The 15,008-nt window shown below is 51.0% G+C and carries 12 protein-coding genes and 1 riboswitch; of the genes, 8 read left to right on the top strand and 4 right to left on the bottom strand.

Annotated features, from left to right (window positions below):
- The first annotated feature begins 69 nt into the window (after window positions 1-69).
- Window positions 70-2,904, top strand: coding sequence for an alpha-mannosidase (locus AC6ESO_RS06670; RefSeq protein ID WP_497090692.1), 2,835 nt, complete (start codon window positions 70-72; stop codon window positions 2,902-2,904).
- A 65-nt stretch (window positions 2,905-2,969) separates the two neighbouring features.
- On the opposite strand, the gene AC6ESO_RS06665 is transcribed toward AC6ESO_RS06670, so the two are convergent.
- Window positions 2,970-3,815 carry a phytanoyl-CoA dioxygenase family protein gene (locus tag AC6ESO_RS06665; protein ID WP_497090691.1) on the bottom strand — a complete coding sequence of 282 codons (846 nt, stop codon included), beginning with the start codon at window positions 3,813-3,815 and terminating at the stop codon, window positions 2,970-2,972.
- 155 nt (window positions 3,816-3,970) lie between these two features.
- On the opposite strand from AC6ESO_RS06665, the gene AC6ESO_RS06660 reads away from it, so the two are divergent.
- Window positions 3,971-4,909, top strand: coding sequence for a helix-turn-helix domain-containing protein (locus tag AC6ESO_RS06660; protein ID WP_497090690.1), 939 nt, complete (start codon window positions 3,971-3,973; stop codon window positions 4,907-4,909).
- An 80-nt stretch (window positions 4,910-4,989) separates the two neighbouring features.
- Here AC6ESO_RS06660 and AC6ESO_RS06655 read toward each other — a convergent pair whose 3' ends face one another.
- Both AC6ESO_RS06655 and AC6ESO_RS06650 read right to left on the bottom strand, forming a co-directional pair.
- Window positions 4,990-5,847, bottom strand: a complete 858-nt coding sequence (locus AC6ESO_RS06655) for a CAP domain-containing protein (protein WP_497090689.1) — start codon at window positions 5,845-5,847, stop codon at window positions 4,990-4,992.
- 78 nt (window positions 5,848-5,925) lie between these two features.
- Window positions 5,926-7,956: a beta-galactosidase gene (locus tag AC6ESO_RS06650; protein WP_497090688.1), complete on the bottom strand. Its 2,031-nt coding sequence runs from the start codon at window positions 7,954-7,956 to the stop codon at window positions 5,926-5,928.
- Between the two features lie 99 nt (window positions 7,957-8,055).
- Here AC6ESO_RS06650 and AC6ESO_RS06645 point away from each other — a divergent pair, with 99 nt between their 5' ends.
- From AC6ESO_RS06645 to AC6ESO_RS06620, 6 genes are all read left to right on the top strand, one after another.
- A complete protein-coding gene (locus tag AC6ESO_RS06645) occupies window positions 8,056-8,937 on the top strand; it encodes a helix-turn-helix domain-containing protein (protein ID WP_494818355.1) in 882 nt (293 codons plus the stop codon).
- Window positions 8,938-8,964: 27 nt separating this feature from the next.
- Window positions 8,965-9,927 carry an HNH endonuclease gene (locus AC6ESO_RS06640; RefSeq protein ID WP_497091066.1) on the top strand — a complete coding sequence of 321 codons (963 nt, stop codon included), beginning with the start codon at window positions 8,965-8,967 and terminating at the stop codon, window positions 9,925-9,927.
- A 115-nt stretch (window positions 9,928-10,042) separates the two neighbouring features.
- The gene (locus AC6ESO_RS06635; RefSeq protein WP_494818356.1) at window positions 10,043-10,741 is read left to right on the top strand and encodes a CAP domain-containing protein; all 699 of its coding nucleotides are present in this window, start codon (window positions 10,043-10,045) and stop codon (window positions 10,739-10,741) included.
- Window positions 10,742-10,886: 145 nt separating this feature from the next.
- Window positions 10,887-11,513, top strand: a complete 627-nt coding sequence (locus AC6ESO_RS06630; RefSeq protein WP_497090687.1) for a TetR/AcrR family transcriptional regulator — start codon at window positions 10,887-10,889, stop codon at window positions 11,511-11,513.
- Between the two features lie 79 nt (window positions 11,514-11,592).
- Window positions 11,593-12,732, top strand: coding sequence for an ATP-binding protein (locus AC6ESO_RS06625; protein ID WP_497090686.1), 1,140 nt, complete (start codon window positions 11,593-11,595; stop codon window positions 12,730-12,732).
- A gap of 66 nt (window positions 12,733-12,798) precedes the next feature.
- Window positions 12,799-13,003, top strand: a riboswitch (cyclic di-AMP (ydaO/yuaA leader).
- 109 nt (window positions 13,004-13,112) lie between these two features.
- On the top strand, window positions 13,113-13,883 hold the full coding sequence (locus AC6ESO_RS06620; RefSeq protein ID WP_497091065.1) for a 3D domain-containing protein: 771 nt from the start codon (window positions 13,113-13,115) through the stop codon (window positions 13,881-13,883).
- Window positions 13,884-13,930: 47 nt separating this feature from the next.
- Here the strand turns inward: AC6ESO_RS06620 and AC6ESO_RS06615 are convergent, their stop codons facing one another.
- Window positions 13,931-14,845: a polysaccharide deacetylase family protein gene (locus tag AC6ESO_RS06615; RefSeq protein WP_497090685.1), complete on the bottom strand. Its 915-nt coding sequence runs from the start codon at window positions 14,843-14,845 to the stop codon at window positions 13,931-13,933.
- Window positions 14,846-15,008: the final 163 nt, after the last annotated feature.

The raw sequence follows: 15,008 nt of genomic DNA, 5'->3' as shown, positions 1-15,008 counted from the left end.
CTTGTGCCGTTTGTGTGCTGATTTCTTCATTTTTCTTCAAATCCATTTCAGAGAGGAAAGGAATTGAATATGAACGAAACGAGAATTAGACGACTGATCGGACCGGAGCCGCATTCTTATTGGGATGACCTCGAAAATAGCGGCCGCAACGAATGGAATGACCGTATTCTCTCGCAGCTGGTATTCGCTCAGGAGCTGTCGAAGGTGAATGCATTAAAGTATGATGCGGTGATTGCAAGTACGCTTGATTATATAGAACAACGCATCGCGGAGGATGGCGCCATCGTGAAGCAAGCAGCGCTTGAGGCGGAGCGTATGCTGGAAAGCTTAGCTGCCGATGCGAAAAGCTACGATGTGATCGCAGTGTCCCATGCGCATATAGATATGAATTGGATGTGGGGCTGGGATGAAACGGTCTCCGTCACCATCGATACGTTCCGGACGATGCTCACTCTAATGGAGGAGTATCCGGAGTTTACGTTCTCCCAATCCCAAGCTTCCATTTATCGGATCGTGGAGCAATACGCGCCTTCGATGCTGGAGGAGATTAAACGCCGAGTGAAGGAAGGCCGCTGGGAAATTACGGCATCGCACTGGGTGGAAGCGGATAAGAACATGCCAAGCGGAGAGAGCTTAGCACGGCATATCCTCTATACGAAACGCTACCTTAGCCGCTTGTTTGATATCGAGCCGGACAGCTTGAATTTGGATTTTGAGCCGGACACGTTCGGACATAGCCTGCAGGTACCGGAAATATTGGCTAATGGCGGTGTGAAATATTACTACCATTGCCGCGGTGCTGAAGGAGACCCGCTGACACGCTGGGAAGGTCCATCCGGCAAATCGGTCATCGTCTACCGGGAACTGACTTGGTATAACGATTTTGTCCGCCCGGTCTTCACGTCTTACGTACCTGACATTTGCCGCAAAACCGGCTTGAATTCCTATTTGTATGTCTATGGGGTAGGCGATCATGGCGGCGGGCCGACTAGACGCGACCTGAATCGTCTGCGGGCGATGCAGGAATGGCCAATCTGCCCGACGATACGGTTTGGCGGTTATGCGGATTATTTCAAAGAGGTGGAGCGTGTTGCGGATCAATTGCCTGTGGCGAAAGGCGAGATGAATGTCGTCTTTACGGGCTGTTACACATCCCAAACGCGCATTAAGAATGCCAACCGGGTATCGGAGGCCACGCTTAACGAAGCCGAATTGTTCAGCTCGGTAGCGGCGTCAGCACATGGGGCGGTTTACCCGGGAGCTGCATTCGAGGAAGCATGGCGCGGCGTCTTGTTTAATCAGTTCCATGACATCCTGCCGGGGTCCGGCGTTATCGAAACGCGCGAGCATGCACTGGGGCTGTTTCAGAATACGATGGCGATTGCCGGAACGAACCGAAAGCTCGCCTTGGAGCGAATCGCTTCCGATATCGATACATCGGAGATTGAAATCGGCCATACGGCCTCGAATACGGCGCAAGGCGCAGGTGTCGGCTTCGGGACGCGCGATTTCAAAATTACGCAGGTAGAACGCGGGGCCGGAAGTACGCGTATCGTCCATCTCTTTAATTCCTCGCTTCAAGCGAGAGAGGAAACGGTCGAGATTTTGCTATGGGATTGGAAGAGCCCGATAAAGGCGATCGTCGTGAAAACCGCTGCGGGCGAGACCGTGCCAAGCCAGGTGCTGGATAGCGGCCGAAATACCTATTGGTCGCATGATTACTTGCGTTTGCTTGCGCGTGTGCAGGTTCCGGCATGCGGCTACAGCACATTGATCGTTGCTGAAGGTGAGGGCTACTCTTCGCAAATTGTTATCGCGGATCCGAGGGTCGACCGAGATGAGGATTATGTGCTCGAGAATGAGTTTGTTCGCGCTGTTTTTGATTCGAAAGACGCTTCAGTTATTTCCTTAATCGACAAGCGCTCCGGCGAGGACCTGATAGATCCTGCCAGACCGGCAGGGTTATTCCGGCTGATTCAAGAGGATCCGAGCAAAGGAATGGCGGCTTGGTGGGTTGGCCGGTTTATGCAAATCGACAGCCTACATGAGCGGGTACTCTTGAAAAAGACGGTATCCGGCGATCTGCGGCAAACGATCCGCTACGAAATGAAGTTCAAAGCCTCGTCGCTTCATGTTAGCGTGTCCCTTGATGCAGGCAGCACAAGCCTTGATTTCCATGTAGAATGCGACTGGCAGGAAGCGGGCAGCAGAGAGGCTGGTATTCCGCAGCTGCAGTTCCATTTCCCGATAGGTTATTCAAGCGATGCTTACAAGTATGATGTGCCGTTTGGGACGATTGTACGTGAAGCCAGAGATATGGAAATGCCGGGCAACAGCTTCGTGCAAGCACTGCGTAGCGATAATGGGCGTAAACCATCGCTGTTTATCGTGACGAGTAACAAATATGGTTTCCGCGGAACGGATAATTCGATGTCCGTCTCGCTTATTCGCGGATCTTATGAACCGGATCCCTATCCGGAGCTTGGCAATCATCATCGCATCAACCTTTCGGTCTGTATCGCGGAAGCATCGGCGTCGAGCCGCGATGTGATCGAGCAGGCTTACCGGCGGAACCATCCGATGAATGTGCTGTCAGGCACGAAACGATCGGGGTCAAAGCCAGCGGATGCGGGGTATGTGGAGCAGTTGGATGACGCAGTTGCGGTGTCAGCAATTAAAGTTCCGGAAGGAAACAGCGGGGCAAGCTGGATTATTCGCATGTATGAAGCAGATGGGAAACGCGCAACGGCTTCATTTAAGCTCTTTAAAGGAGCGGTAAGAGCTTATGCGGTTGATGTAAACGAGAACCTGATTCCGGACGATAACGCTGTGACGCTTGCGGGCGATCGACTGAACGTGGAAGTAGCGCCATATTCGCTTATTGCGGTACGCATCGATTTCTAAACGAACTCATGACTAAAGGCTAGCCCCGCAGCATCGAGATGATGCTTGAGGGCTAGCCTTTTCATTTATTTCTTATATACGAGCGGATTGAGCGGGGATACGGCAGGCTCGCCTGCTTTGACGCCCGGGAACCACGACTTCAAATCGGATTCGCGTGCACTGCTGTCCGGATTTGCCATCGTATTCACGCCGTCAGCCACATAGATGATTGTCATGACTTCGCGCATTGTATTCGTTGGATTGCCCGGCGCGGAATGCAGCGTCCACCCGGCATGGAAGGTTGCATCGCCTGCGGACATGGCGCCGTAGTTGGTCTTCGGAAGACCTTTGCCTTCAATATAAGAGCCAAGCGTCTTATGCGACTCGTCGGAAATCGCTTGACGGCTCATGTAGCCGGAAGTATGCGATCCATCGACGAAGGTCATCGATCCGACTTCCTCGGAAATCGGTACAAGCGGCATCCACAACGTAATCGTGTTTGGCGTATCAAGCGGCCAATAAACTTGGTCCTGATGCCATGGCGTATGACCGCCGCCCGGTTCTTTGAACAACGCTTGATCGTGATAGATCCGAACGCCGTCGACACCCATAAGCTCGGCCGCGATTTTGGCGAAACGGCGTGCCATAACGAAACGTTTAATGCCTTCATTCATTTCCCATAGGTTGCAAATTTGAATGAATGCTTTGCCGTACGTATCGCGCTCTTCAACCGGTTTCGTATTATAATTGTGCTGACGCACGGTTTGCTCGATAAGCGGCTCATAGAAGCTCATTTCATCGGGCGTCACAATGCCTTTTAGCAGGATATGCCCGTTCTTCTGATAAGAAGCGGCTTGCTCCGGCGTCAACGTATAATCGCTGTCAAGCTGCGGAAGCTCGGCGAGGTTGGATGGATTTGTAGCGGTCATCATCAATTCTCCTTAGTACTGCTAAGATGCTTCTATTATAAAGCACTTCTTTAGCCGCTGACTTTGTTTCGATCTCTTAATTCTTTTGTCAAAAACAACTGCGTCTCGTATATAATAGAAGCAAATCATACCCGATCGCGGTCAAGGAGCTTAGAGAAATGTACCTGTCCGAATTGATGGAAAAGCAGCCGATTGTACCCTATATCCGTGAGAGCGATTATGCCGTACGGAAGCCGTGGTTATCCGCGGAACGGAGATTGCTTGATTATTTGCTCGTTTATTTTCAAGAAGGGGAGTGCGTCTTTCAAGTAGAAGGTGTCCCTTATGAGTTTCGCAGGGGAGATTTTTGTCTGATCCAACCGAACTGCTTGAACGTGCTGGAGGGGAAAACGAATACGATTACGCCGTTTGCCCATATGGACTTTTTCTATGATTCTCAACGTGAGGACCGTTTTCCGACGCGAAGCGGTCAGATCGACCTCGAGCCATATAGCCATCTCATTCAGCCGAGGCTGAACGACTTTCATGGCGTTTCCATCCCGGTCAGGCTGCGGCCGAAACATCCGATCGCGCTGCGGGACAAGTTTCTCGCGATGGTGGAGTGCTGGCAGCATCGCGATCCGCTTATGCAGCTTCGGGCACAATCATTAGGGACAGAAGTGATCCTTACCATTCTGGAGGATCATACGGACTTGAAACAAACGGAGAAAGCGGCGCCTCAGCGGATGAACTGGATTACATCCTTCTTATCCTTGAATTTGGCGGAGCCGCTCACGGTCAGTGAGATGGCTGCGAGAGCGAATCTGTCGCCTTCGCGTTTCAGCGCGAAGTTCAAGGAGCAGCTCGGCGTTGCGCCGCACCGTTACTTGCTCCAGCTGCGGATTCATCATGCGCAGGAGCTGCTGACCGGATCGGACAACACCATTGACGAGATTGCGGCGTACTGCGGCTTTGCCGATGTGCACCATTTTACGAAAGCGTTCAAGAAAGAAGTAGGGGAAGCGCCGGGCCATTATCGCAGCAATCGCAAGCCATTCGGCAGAGGGGAGCAACAAAAACAAGTGAATCATCGTTATGTTGATTCCAACCTGCGATAGAAGTAATAACAAATTAATTTAAAAACGCGAATCCTTCGTGTTGAAGGATTCGCGTTACTTGCTTTATATTGCTTAAGAACTTATGGCTTAATAAACTGCTGCGTCCAATACGGACTCATGCTGCCGCCTGGAGCATAACCGACGCCCAGTTGGGTGAAGTTCGCACTTAAGATGTTGGCGCGGTGACCCGGGCTGTTCATCCAAGCGGTCATAACCGCTTGTACGCCTTGCTGCCCCGCTGCAATGTTCTCGCCGGCATAAGAGTAGTTAATGCCGAATTGTTTCATCATATCGAACGGACTGCCGTAGGTTGGCGAATTGTGATCAAAATAACCTTTGTCGCGCATATCATTGGACTTAGCTTGCGCGACTTTGGAAAGTGAAGCATTCAGCGACAGCGGCTGCAGGCCGGCTTTCGCACGTTCTGCATTGACCAGCTGCAGGATTTGCTGCTGGATGGAGGAGCTGTCCGCCGAGTTAGAACCGCCGGCATTGCCGGCGTTGCCTGTGTTTCCAGTATTCCCGGTGTTTCCGGTATTGCCCGTATTACCGGTGTTTCCTGTATTACCAGTGCCGGGTTTATAGCCGCCGGGATAGGTTAGATTCGGATAGCCGGTACCCGGATTTGCCGCGCCGCCGCCGCCTGGATTCCAAGTACCGCCATAATAAAGCTGGTACCACGGAATATTGCCCAACTGATTGTTTTGGGCTCTCATCGTGCCCGGCTGAGTCGTCCGCAGCATTCTGTGACCTGTGTTCAGCGGCAGCAGATCATCATTGGATTTGATGCTCAATCGCTGATGATTCAGGTCCGTTCTGCTTGCGGAGTGGTAAGTGTTGTTCGGAGTAACGTTGCGATCCGATACCGCATTGTAGATAAGAGCACCAACGCCAAAAGCTAATACAATACCGAATAACGTTCCAAAAAATCTTCTCATTTGAGTATCAAGCTCCTTTCACACCAACTAATATGTTCAGCGGGGAAAGGAGCTATTCGATCTGCAAGCTAGGCAATATCAAGCAAATTGCTCAAGGATAAGGACATCGCGGCCATTAATGACAGCTTGCCCAGCGTATGTGTTTCCGGTAATGAGATCGGTGCCGGACTCCGTACCAAGCTCGATCGTGACGGACTCCGAGTTGTGGTTTAAGACGAACAGATAGGCCCGATTATCGATTACCCTGCGAGTCACTTCAACACCCGGTTTCTTGCCAGGCAATGGAGCGATACCGTGCCGTTTGCACAATTCATCGGCGAAACCTTGGAGGAATTGCCCATCCGGACTGGAAGCGACATACCAGGCTTCTCCGCTGCCAAAAGTATTGCGAGTCAGCACAGGCATGCCCGCATAGAAATCATCGCCATATTCGGCGATCACTTCTGCGCCTTCGCTGTGGATGAGATCGCACAGCAATGTGCAGCGATACGTGCCTTGCAGTGAACCAAGCTTGTCTTTCATGATAATGGAGTTGCTGCTGTCCGGAAGCAGTGCATCGATCTCTTCGGCCCAAATGCCAAGAAGCTGGCGCAGCTCTCCCGGATATCCGCCTAACGTTACGATATCGTTCTCGTTCACGATTCCGCTGAAGAATGTCGTCACGAACGTCCCGCCGCTGCTGACAAAAGCTTCAATTCGCGAAGCCATGCCCGGTTTGACCATGTACATAACCGGAGCGATAACGATGTCATACGCAGAGAGATCGTCCTCGAAAGACACGATGTCCACTTGGTAGCCGCCATCATAAAATGCACGGTAATACTTATGAATTTCATCCACGTATTTCAGCTCGACTGTCGGACCGCTTGAATACTCGATTGCCCAGCGGTTTTCCCAATCAAACATAATGGCGACGCGGCTTGGCAGTCTTGACCCGAGCAGCTTCGTGCCCATAGCGGACATCTCAGCTCCAAGCTGCGCGCATTCCCGGAATACGCGAGTATGTTCATGACCAACATGCTCAATGAGTGCACCGTGGTATTTCTCGCAAGCCCCGACAGAGCGGCGCAGTTGGAAGAACATGACGCTGTCCGAGCCATGAGCGACGGCTTGATAGCTCCAGAGGCGCATGATTCCGGGACGCTTCAGCGTATTGTACGCTTGCCAGTTCTGCTGGCTCGGCGTTTGCTCCATCAATAGAAAAGGTGCCCCGCCTTTGAGACCGCGCATCAGATCATGCGTCATCGCAACGTAGCTGGATGGGGTATTCATGGAAGGGTAGTTGTCCCAGGCAATGATATCCATATGCTTGGCCCATTTGAAATAATCGATTTGCTTATAGGTTCCCATTAAGTTCGTTGTTACGGGAATATCCGGCGTATATGCCTTAATGGCATCATACTCCAGCTTGTAGCACTCGAGCATGCTGTCCGAATTGAAACGGCTAAAGTCGAGCGAGATGCCTTGGAAACAGGTTTTGTCATATGACCATTGTTCGGTGAGCGCGCTTGGCAGCACAATTTCGTCCCACTCGTAGAAGGTATGTCCCCAGAAACGAGTGTTCCATTGTTCATTTAGTTTGTCCAAAGTTCCGTATTTCTTCTGAAGCCAGCCGAAGAAAGCCGCTTCACATTGGTCGCAGTAACATTCGCCGCCATATTCATTGGATACATGCCAAAGCAGCACAGCCGGATGATGCTGATATCGCTCCGCAAGCTTCGCGGCAAGTCGAGTGGAATAAGTACGGTAAACTTCGCTGTTCGGACAGGAGTTATGGCGTCCGCCGAATTTATGTTTCCGACCTTCGAAATCAGTACGAAGAATTTCGGGATACCGTTTAGCCATCCAAGCCGGATGAGCGCCTGTGCTCGTTGCCAAACAGGCATAAATACCGTTTGCGTGAAGCATGTCCATAATGCGGTCAAGGGTTTCAAAGTCATACGTATCTTCGCTTGGCTGGAGCATCGCCCAGGAGAAAACATTTACGGTAGCGATGTTCATGCCGGCAAGCTCCAGCATGCGCATATCCTCCGGCCAGATGCTGGAATCCCACTGTTCGGGATTATAATCGCCGCCATATAACATTTTGGGCAGTTTTGAAGTATCCATATTCGCAAATTCCTCCAGTGAAGTGAATGATAACAGCTTTATTTTATGGTAAGATGCGGATAAGAGATATATAAAAAAGAATAGGCAGGATATGATAATATGGAACAGATCATCGAGCGGAATAAAGGGTTCATTGACGGTCAACAGCGCAGCCGGTATATGTTCACGCTAGGTGAGTACGAGCTGCCGCTTTATGTAGATAGTATTGGAATCAATCCAGACCAAGAGGCTGTGGACCGGACAAAGGGCTATCCGTGCTTTCATTGGCTGCAAACTATAGAGGGTGAAGGTGAGTTTGAGCTGAACGGAATCAAGTATTCGCTTCCGCCAGGCAACGGTTCCCTGTTATTCCCGGGAGTTCCTCATTTCTATGCCGCTAAACCGGGCAAGAAGTGGTCGACGATGTATGTGACGTTCGGCGGCGTGCTGGCAGCATCGATGCTGGCGTCCCTAGGAATCCGGCAAACGGAATGGCTGAATTGGAATGAAGACGCACCCATTACGTCACAGTTAGAGATTATGATTGAACAAGCGCAGCATGATGAGGATCGAACAGGTCTGAATGCTTCCGCGCAGCTTTACCGGTTTCTCACGATGATCAAAATATATGGGCAAAAGGGCGGACGTTCCTCCGTATTCCAGCATCTCGAGAAGCTGGATCCGCTGCTGCATTGGCTGGATTTCCATTACGGCGATCCGGACATTAGCCTTACCGATATGGCGGAGCAGCTCGGAATCAGCTCCCGCTATTTAAATTCGCTATTTCGGCAAGCGTTTGGCATTACGGCTTATGCTTACTTGATTCGACTGCGGATGATTAAATCCAAGGAAATGATGAGCCTCGGCGACAAAAGATCGATTAAAGAAATCGCGCAATTGTCCGGCTATCGCGATCCCAGCCACTTTATTGCCGCGTTCGGTAAAGCGGAAGGGATTACACCGGAGCAATTTCGTAAGCTGCACGGCTTGACGACGACCTGATAAGGAAACGGAGCGGACGTGATTGAAATGGATATGAAGCCATGCACGGCATGCAAAATAGAGAAGCCGCTTACAGCGTTCACGAAACGCGCCGGCAGCAGCGGCAGGCGCGGGATTTGCCGAACTTGCCTGCGCAAGAGAAAGCGGCAGAATGCTGTAGGGGATGCAGCGTTTGACAGCATGGAAGAGGCTGTTCAATTTCTGCAATTCGAAGACGAGGATGAACATGAAGAAGAGCAGGTATCTGAGCCTTACCAAGCAGCCGAGGGAGATGCTCCTGTTAAGCCGGCAAGGAAGCGTAAGCGCCGCCGCAAGAAACGCAGTACGGCTTCCAAGCTTCCAGCTCCAGCTAGTGTCCAGGACGGACAAGCTGCCTCAGCAGCTGCAGGAAACGATATTAGGCGAGAGCTGACTGATTCAGCAGCACAACAACAACCTATCGCTGCTGCTGTTGGCTCTGCCGAAGCCGCACCAACTGCAACGAAGCGGAAGCGCAAACGCCGCCACAAACGATCCAAAGCGGCGAAGATCAAAAGCTTAAAAGCGGAAATTAGCGCTGTTGAACAGGTTGCGGTACGACCGCCGGATCGGAGCATCAATCCGATCAAAGGCGCTTTTTCCTACAAAACCTCGCTCTTGAATGATCGCGGTCGAGGACATATTCGGCTGCGCGGACACCGCGAAACAGGGAAACGCTGGTCGACCGATATTCCGACGGAAATGGCTGTTCGGATGGTGGAGGAAGGTGCTGCCGGCATCATCAATCCGGGCTTGATTCATAAGCTGTATACGAAGACGGATTTCCGGCTGCTGGTGCTGCAGCGCGACGATTATATTTGCAAGTATTGCGGTCGTTACGGGGACACGATCGACCATGTGCTGCCGAAGTCTAAGGGAGGTCTTTCATCCCCTGCAAACTGCGTCTGCGCATGCGCGGCGTGCAACCTGAAAAAGGCGGATAAATTGGACTTTGTTTTCGATGATTTTTAACCTGCAAACGAACGGTTTCCATATTTTATGAGGTGTTTTTGCTATTTCCCCGTGTTAACATGAGTGGCGTCGAAAGGTCGGCACACACGATAACCATAACAAGGAGGAAATATTCATGAAGATGCAACCATTTCGTATAGGTGTAGCTAGCGTACTCGCAGCCGGTTTGATCGTAGCTGGAGGAGGAGCAGCCCTGCAGAAGGCAGAAGCAGCCACAGTGAACAGTTCCGTCTCGTATAAGGTTACGAGCAGCGACACGATGTACAAAATCGCAACGAAATACGGAGTCAGCCTAAGCAAGCTAATTGCGGCTAATCCAACGATCGCTAACCCGAATATCATTTGGGCGGGCATGACGATTAAGGTTCCGGTAACAACTACAACAGGTACTTCGAACAGTGGATCATCGAACACGAATACCAATACAGGGACAAGCACTACGGATAAGAGCACATTTGCCGCTCAAGTCGTTACGCTTGTGAACAAAGAACGTGCCAATGCAGGTTTGGGCACGCTGAAATCCGACACGCTCTTGACGAAAGTCGCTTTGGACAAGGCGAAGGATATGTATGCGAACAATTATTTTGATCATAATTCGCCAACTTACGGCTCGCCGTTCGATATGATGCGTGCTTATGGCGTTTCTTATTCTTATGCAGGTGAGAATATCGCGAAGGGGCAGCGTACGCCGGCAGAAGTCATGCAGGCATGGATGAACAGCCCGGGCCATAAAGCGAACATCCTCAGCAAGAACTTCAACAAAATCGGCGTGGCGTATTATAACGGCGAATGGGTACAAGAATTTACGTCCTAATATTATTATTTAGCAGTATAGCTAAGAGCAGCCGATCATCGGCTGCTCTTTTTTTGCATTAAAGTTGACGTTAGTGTAACCATCGGTTATTCTGTGACCAATGGTTATTAAACTAATCGAAACTAGAACTTGAGGTGTTCCTCCTATGACTACAAGAAGACAACAATTAACGGAAGAGATGAAAGCCGCGATTCGTGCGTCAGCGGCCGCTTTATTCGCAGAGAAGGGCTATTCCGCTGTCACGATGCGCGAAATAGCCAAAGCGGCAGGCTGCTCGCATACCGCCATTTATTTATATTTCAAGAATAAAGAAGAGCTGCTGCAGCAGATTGCGATTCCTTCGCTGCTCACGCTCGAACAGAAGCTGCTGGATGAAATCGGGAAACCGGGCATAGCAGCCTTAGATAAACTGCTCGCCGTATGCAGCGAATATATTTTATTCAGCCTGACGAGCGGCAGTCTGCAGACGGTCCTGTTTATGTCCGCCTCGGTACGTGTAGATGAACCGCAGCCCGAGCTTGAAGTTAACGTCATTCGCAACCGGCTGTTCGCGCACATTATGAAGGTGCTGCATATTACGGTCTCTGAAGGGTCTGAGGAGCCGAAGCAAGAGGCTGCATTGAACAATGGACGGATCTTGTTTTATTATCTGCAGGGCTTTATAAGCACGTACAGCAACCATTCAGAACCTACAGATCAGCTCCTTGAGCGGACGCTGCCGATATTTAAGCAGGGAATACAAACACTGATTCGCGGAATGAAACAACATTAAAACTTTCTCACTGTGCAGGGTTTGCAAGAATTAGGGGCGAAATCCTTATGTAGACTTCATCACCCGGAGGGTATGAGACATGAGGCGTAAAGCCGTATATTGTAACAAGCCGCTTGCTGTGAAAGTGAAGCGTAAGCTCGGTAAAAGCAATCCATGTGTGGACGATATCGATGCCAGATCGGACATGCACAATTACCAACGATTGATCAAATATTTGCCGGAGCCGATTTTTGTGCATGACGGAAACGATATTCTATTCGCCAATCAAGCAGGTCTTAAACTGCTGAATATATCGGAAAGCGATTTCTCCACCGGACAAATGAGCTTTCGTTACATACATCCCGATTACAGGGAGCGGTCCGCAGCGCGTGTGAAGGCGATTATGGAAACGGATGAGCCCAACGAGTTCTTGGAATGCCAGCTGATTGCGGAGGGCGGCGAGATTATCGACGTCGAGGTGTCCAGCACGCGTATTCGCAATTACTTGGATAAGGGCACTGTCGTGCAAAGCGTGTTCCGCGATATGCGTGAACGGAAGAAGGAAGAGGAAGCGCTGATTCAGTCGGAGAAGCTGTCGGTGGCCGGTCAAATGGCCGCGGGTATCGCACACGAAATTCGCAATCCGCTAACGTCGCTGATCGGCTTCTCGAAGTTTCTGAAGACGAAGATCGACCAGTATCATGAATACTTCGATATTATGCTGGTTGAACTGGACCGGATCAACTCCATCGTGCAGGAATTCATGGCGCTTGCCAAGCCGCAGGCGAACCAGTTCCGAAAGCACGACTTGGTCAAAATCATTCAAAGCGTGCTGACGCTGCTTGAAACACAGGCGATTCTGCGCGATGTACAGATCGTCTCGCGTGCGGACGCCACTTCAGCGGAGCTGCTCTGCGACGAGAATCAGCTGAAGCAGGTGTTCGTCAATGTGCTCAAGAATGCGATCGAGGCCATGCCAAGCGGCGGTGTGATTACGATCGATATGAAGCTGCATCAGCAATGCGAGCTGATCGTCGAAATCATCGACCAGGGGATCGGCATTCCGCAGGATCAGCTGCCTAAACTAGGCGGGCCGTTCTTTACTACGAAAGACAGCGGAACGGGTCTGGGACTCATGATCTGTTATCGGATCATCGAAGGCCATCATGGACGGATGGACATTACAAGCATTCCTCAGAAGGGGACTACGGTGAGCATCTTTCTTCCGCGAAATGTCTAGAAAGTGGTAATTTTGAAAGCTGTTCCTGTATTTACCGGTAGGATTCGCCTTGCCGGATATGGTATTCTATTACGCGAGCCGAAACGTAACGTACGGGGGATCTTTTAGGGAGTGGCATCACTGCCCTCCGGCCTGACATTCCGCTGGATTGGAATGCAGTGCTGAACGCGCATCTGGCGCTGGGGTGAATCGCTTATTTCACGAAGCGTAGGGTTGAACTCCTCAATCCGAATCCGACAACTAACCTCGCAGGCCGCATGCGATAAGGAAGATTATGACACGCTGTTAAGCTGTGTGTCCTTCATCGCGATGACGGAATAAATCCGCACATGCAGTTCCGTGGATGATAGCCGTAAATCAAAAGGAGGCAATACAACTTGATGAAACAAGTATGGAAGAAAAGCGTTGTAATCGCAGCGCTCAGCTTTGCTGTTCTCACACACTCAGCAAGCGCAGCATCGACGTACAGTGCGAAAGACGGCGACACGTTCTGGGAGCTTTCCAAGCAATTCGGTATTTCCTTGCAGCAAATGCTGAAAGCTAATCCGATGATTGATCCCAACAACATCTATGCAGGGCTTAGCATCGTTATTCCGACTTCGCAAGTTGTGAAGACGACTTCTGCGAAGGCAGCACCGATTGAGAAGGCAGCGAAAGCGAAAGCTGCACCTAAGGCGAAAGCAGCTCCGAAAGCTAAGGCTGCGCCGAAAGCGAAAGCCGCTCCGAAAGCTGTGAAAGCAGCGTCTAAAGCAGCGGTAGGCAAATCGATGAAAATGACTTCTCTGGATAGAGAAGATGAAATCATCACGATCGGCAACAGCAATTATAACTATTCGGAAGTTGTACAAGCGAAAGCAAGCGCGTATACAGCAGCTGCATCGGAGAACGGCTCATGGGGCGCGGTAGACTACTTCGGTAACCCGCTTAAGCTTGGAACAATTGCAGTTGACCCGAACGTTATCCCGCTTGGCAGCAAGGTCTATGTTACAGGCTATGACCATGGCGGACTTCCGGCCGGCGGCATGATGGCTATTGCGGCAGATGCTGGCAGTGCCATCAAAGGCGATCGTATTGATATTTTCGTACCGCAATCGCAACAGCAAGCCAGCACATTTGGCTTTCAATACGTGAAAGTATTCATTCTTGAATAGCATATAGTGAAACAAAACGGCAGCCCGGTGGGGCTGCCGTTTTGTTATTATCTAGACCGGGCACCGCGAGCTTCAGGTTTATTCAGCAGCTCAGGCAGCGTTACGATCTGGTACCCTTTGCTGTGCAGCAGCCGGATGAGCCTTGGGAGTGCAGCGATTGTGCCCGATAAATCCTGGCCTTCCCCGCCGCCGGCATGCTGCAATATAATCGATCCGGGCTGCAGGGTTCGTTTGATATTGATAAGGATGCTGTTGCTGTCGAGACTTTTCCAGTCGACGGAATCCACATCCCAATTGACGACAATGTAGCCTCTGCGGCGCAGCCAGTCGACCTGCTGCGGAGTAATCTCGCCGTAGGGCGGCCGTATGAATTTGGGACTGTATCCGGCAAGGGGACGCAGGATCCCATCGGTTTGCCAAATTTGCTGCTCGAAGGCATAACGGGAAATGCGCGAGAACACCGCATGATCATACGAATGATTGCCTATAATATGGCCTTCTTTACGCATGCGCCGTACAAGAGCCGGGTGTTTCGCCGCGCGGTTGCCGACGACAAAGAAGGTGGCTCTTACTTTATAACGGGCAAGAATTTCCAGTACCTGTGGCGTGTAACGCGGATCAGGCACGTCATCGAAAGTCAGTGCTACACGGCGTGATCCTCGCGGTCCCCAGACAACGAAAGAACCGGGAAATTGCTGCTGAAGCTTTACCCATGACATGGCGCTGCTGCGCTTCTTCCTGCGTCTCTGCTCGCTGTTGAAAGAAGGCTCTGCGTGTTTGGTACCGGCAGTGATCCCGTGTCCTTCATGTTCAGCTGCAGGCAAGGGGTCACTGACGCCGCTGACGCGAGATAAATCGGCAGAAGAGGAGTTGGCATCGTCAGCGAGCGACGAGGAGCCTACTAATGCGGTCCAGGCAAGCAGCAGCACTAACACCCGCTTTGTTACAGGCATCCCGAACATGTTCTTCGTCCCTCCGCTCCAAGCGAAAATGTACTTCTATTACCGTACAGTAACCTGTCGCTCTCATTTTGCCCTGCCATCCTTTGATCATGCATGAAAGATCCCTCTTTACATGGTTAGTCCCGAACACGTAACATGTAAGGGAATAAGTTGAAAAGGGGAT

The sequence above is a fragment of the Paenibacillus rhizoryzae genome, assembly GCF_059686995.1.
This window is presented reverse-complemented; position numbering and strand designations above follow the sequence as displayed.

What these genes read in the sequence shown, in the direction of transcription:
- AC6ESO_RS06630 (WP_497090687.1), top strand. Translation starts at nt 10,887, where the DNA reads ATGACTACAAGAAGACAACAATTAACGGAAGAGATGAAAGCCGCGATT.
- AC6ESO_RS06645 (WP_494818355.1), top strand. Translation starts at nt 8,056, where the DNA reads ATGGAACAGATCATCGAGCGGAATAAAGGGTTCATTGACGGTCAACAG.
- AC6ESO_RS06615 (WP_497090685.1), bottom strand. Translation starts at nt 14,845, where the DNA reads ATGTTCGGGATGCCTGTAACAAAGCGGGTGTTAGTGCTGCTGCTTGCC.
- AC6ESO_RS06665 (WP_497090691.1), bottom strand. Translation starts at nt 3,815, where the DNA reads ATGATGACCGCTACAAATCCATCCAACCTCGCCGAGCTTCCGCAGCTT.
- AC6ESO_RS06660 (WP_497090690.1), top strand. Translation starts at nt 3,971, where the DNA reads ATGTACCTGTCCGAATTGATGGAAAAGCAGCCGATTGTACCCTATATC.
- AC6ESO_RS06640 (WP_497091066.1), top strand. Translation starts at nt 8,965, where the DNA reads ATGGATATGAAGCCATGCACGGCATGCAAAATAGAGAAGCCGCTTACA.
- AC6ESO_RS06635 (WP_494818356.1), top strand. Translation starts at nt 10,043, where the DNA reads ATGAAGATGCAACCATTTCGTATAGGTGTAGCTAGCGTACTCGCAGCC.
- AC6ESO_RS06625 (WP_497090686.1), top strand. Translation starts at nt 11,593, where the DNA reads ATGAGGCGTAAAGCCGTATATTGTAACAAGCCGCTTGCTGTGAAAGTG.
- AC6ESO_RS06650 (WP_497090688.1), bottom strand. Translation starts at nt 7,956, where the DNA reads ATGGATACTTCAAAACTGCCCAAAATGTTATATGGCGGCGATTATAAT.
- AC6ESO_RS06620 (WP_497091065.1), top strand. Translation starts at nt 13,113, where the DNA reads ATGAAACAAGTATGGAAGAAAAGCGTTGTAATCGCAGCGCTCAGCTTT.
- AC6ESO_RS06655 (WP_497090689.1), bottom strand. Translation starts at nt 5,847, where the DNA reads ATGAGAAGATTTTTTGGAACGTTATTCGGTATTGTATTAGCTTTTGGC.
- AC6ESO_RS06670 (WP_497090692.1), top strand. Translation starts at nt 70, where the DNA reads ATGAACGAAACGAGAATTAGACGACTGATCGGACCGGAGCCGCATTCT.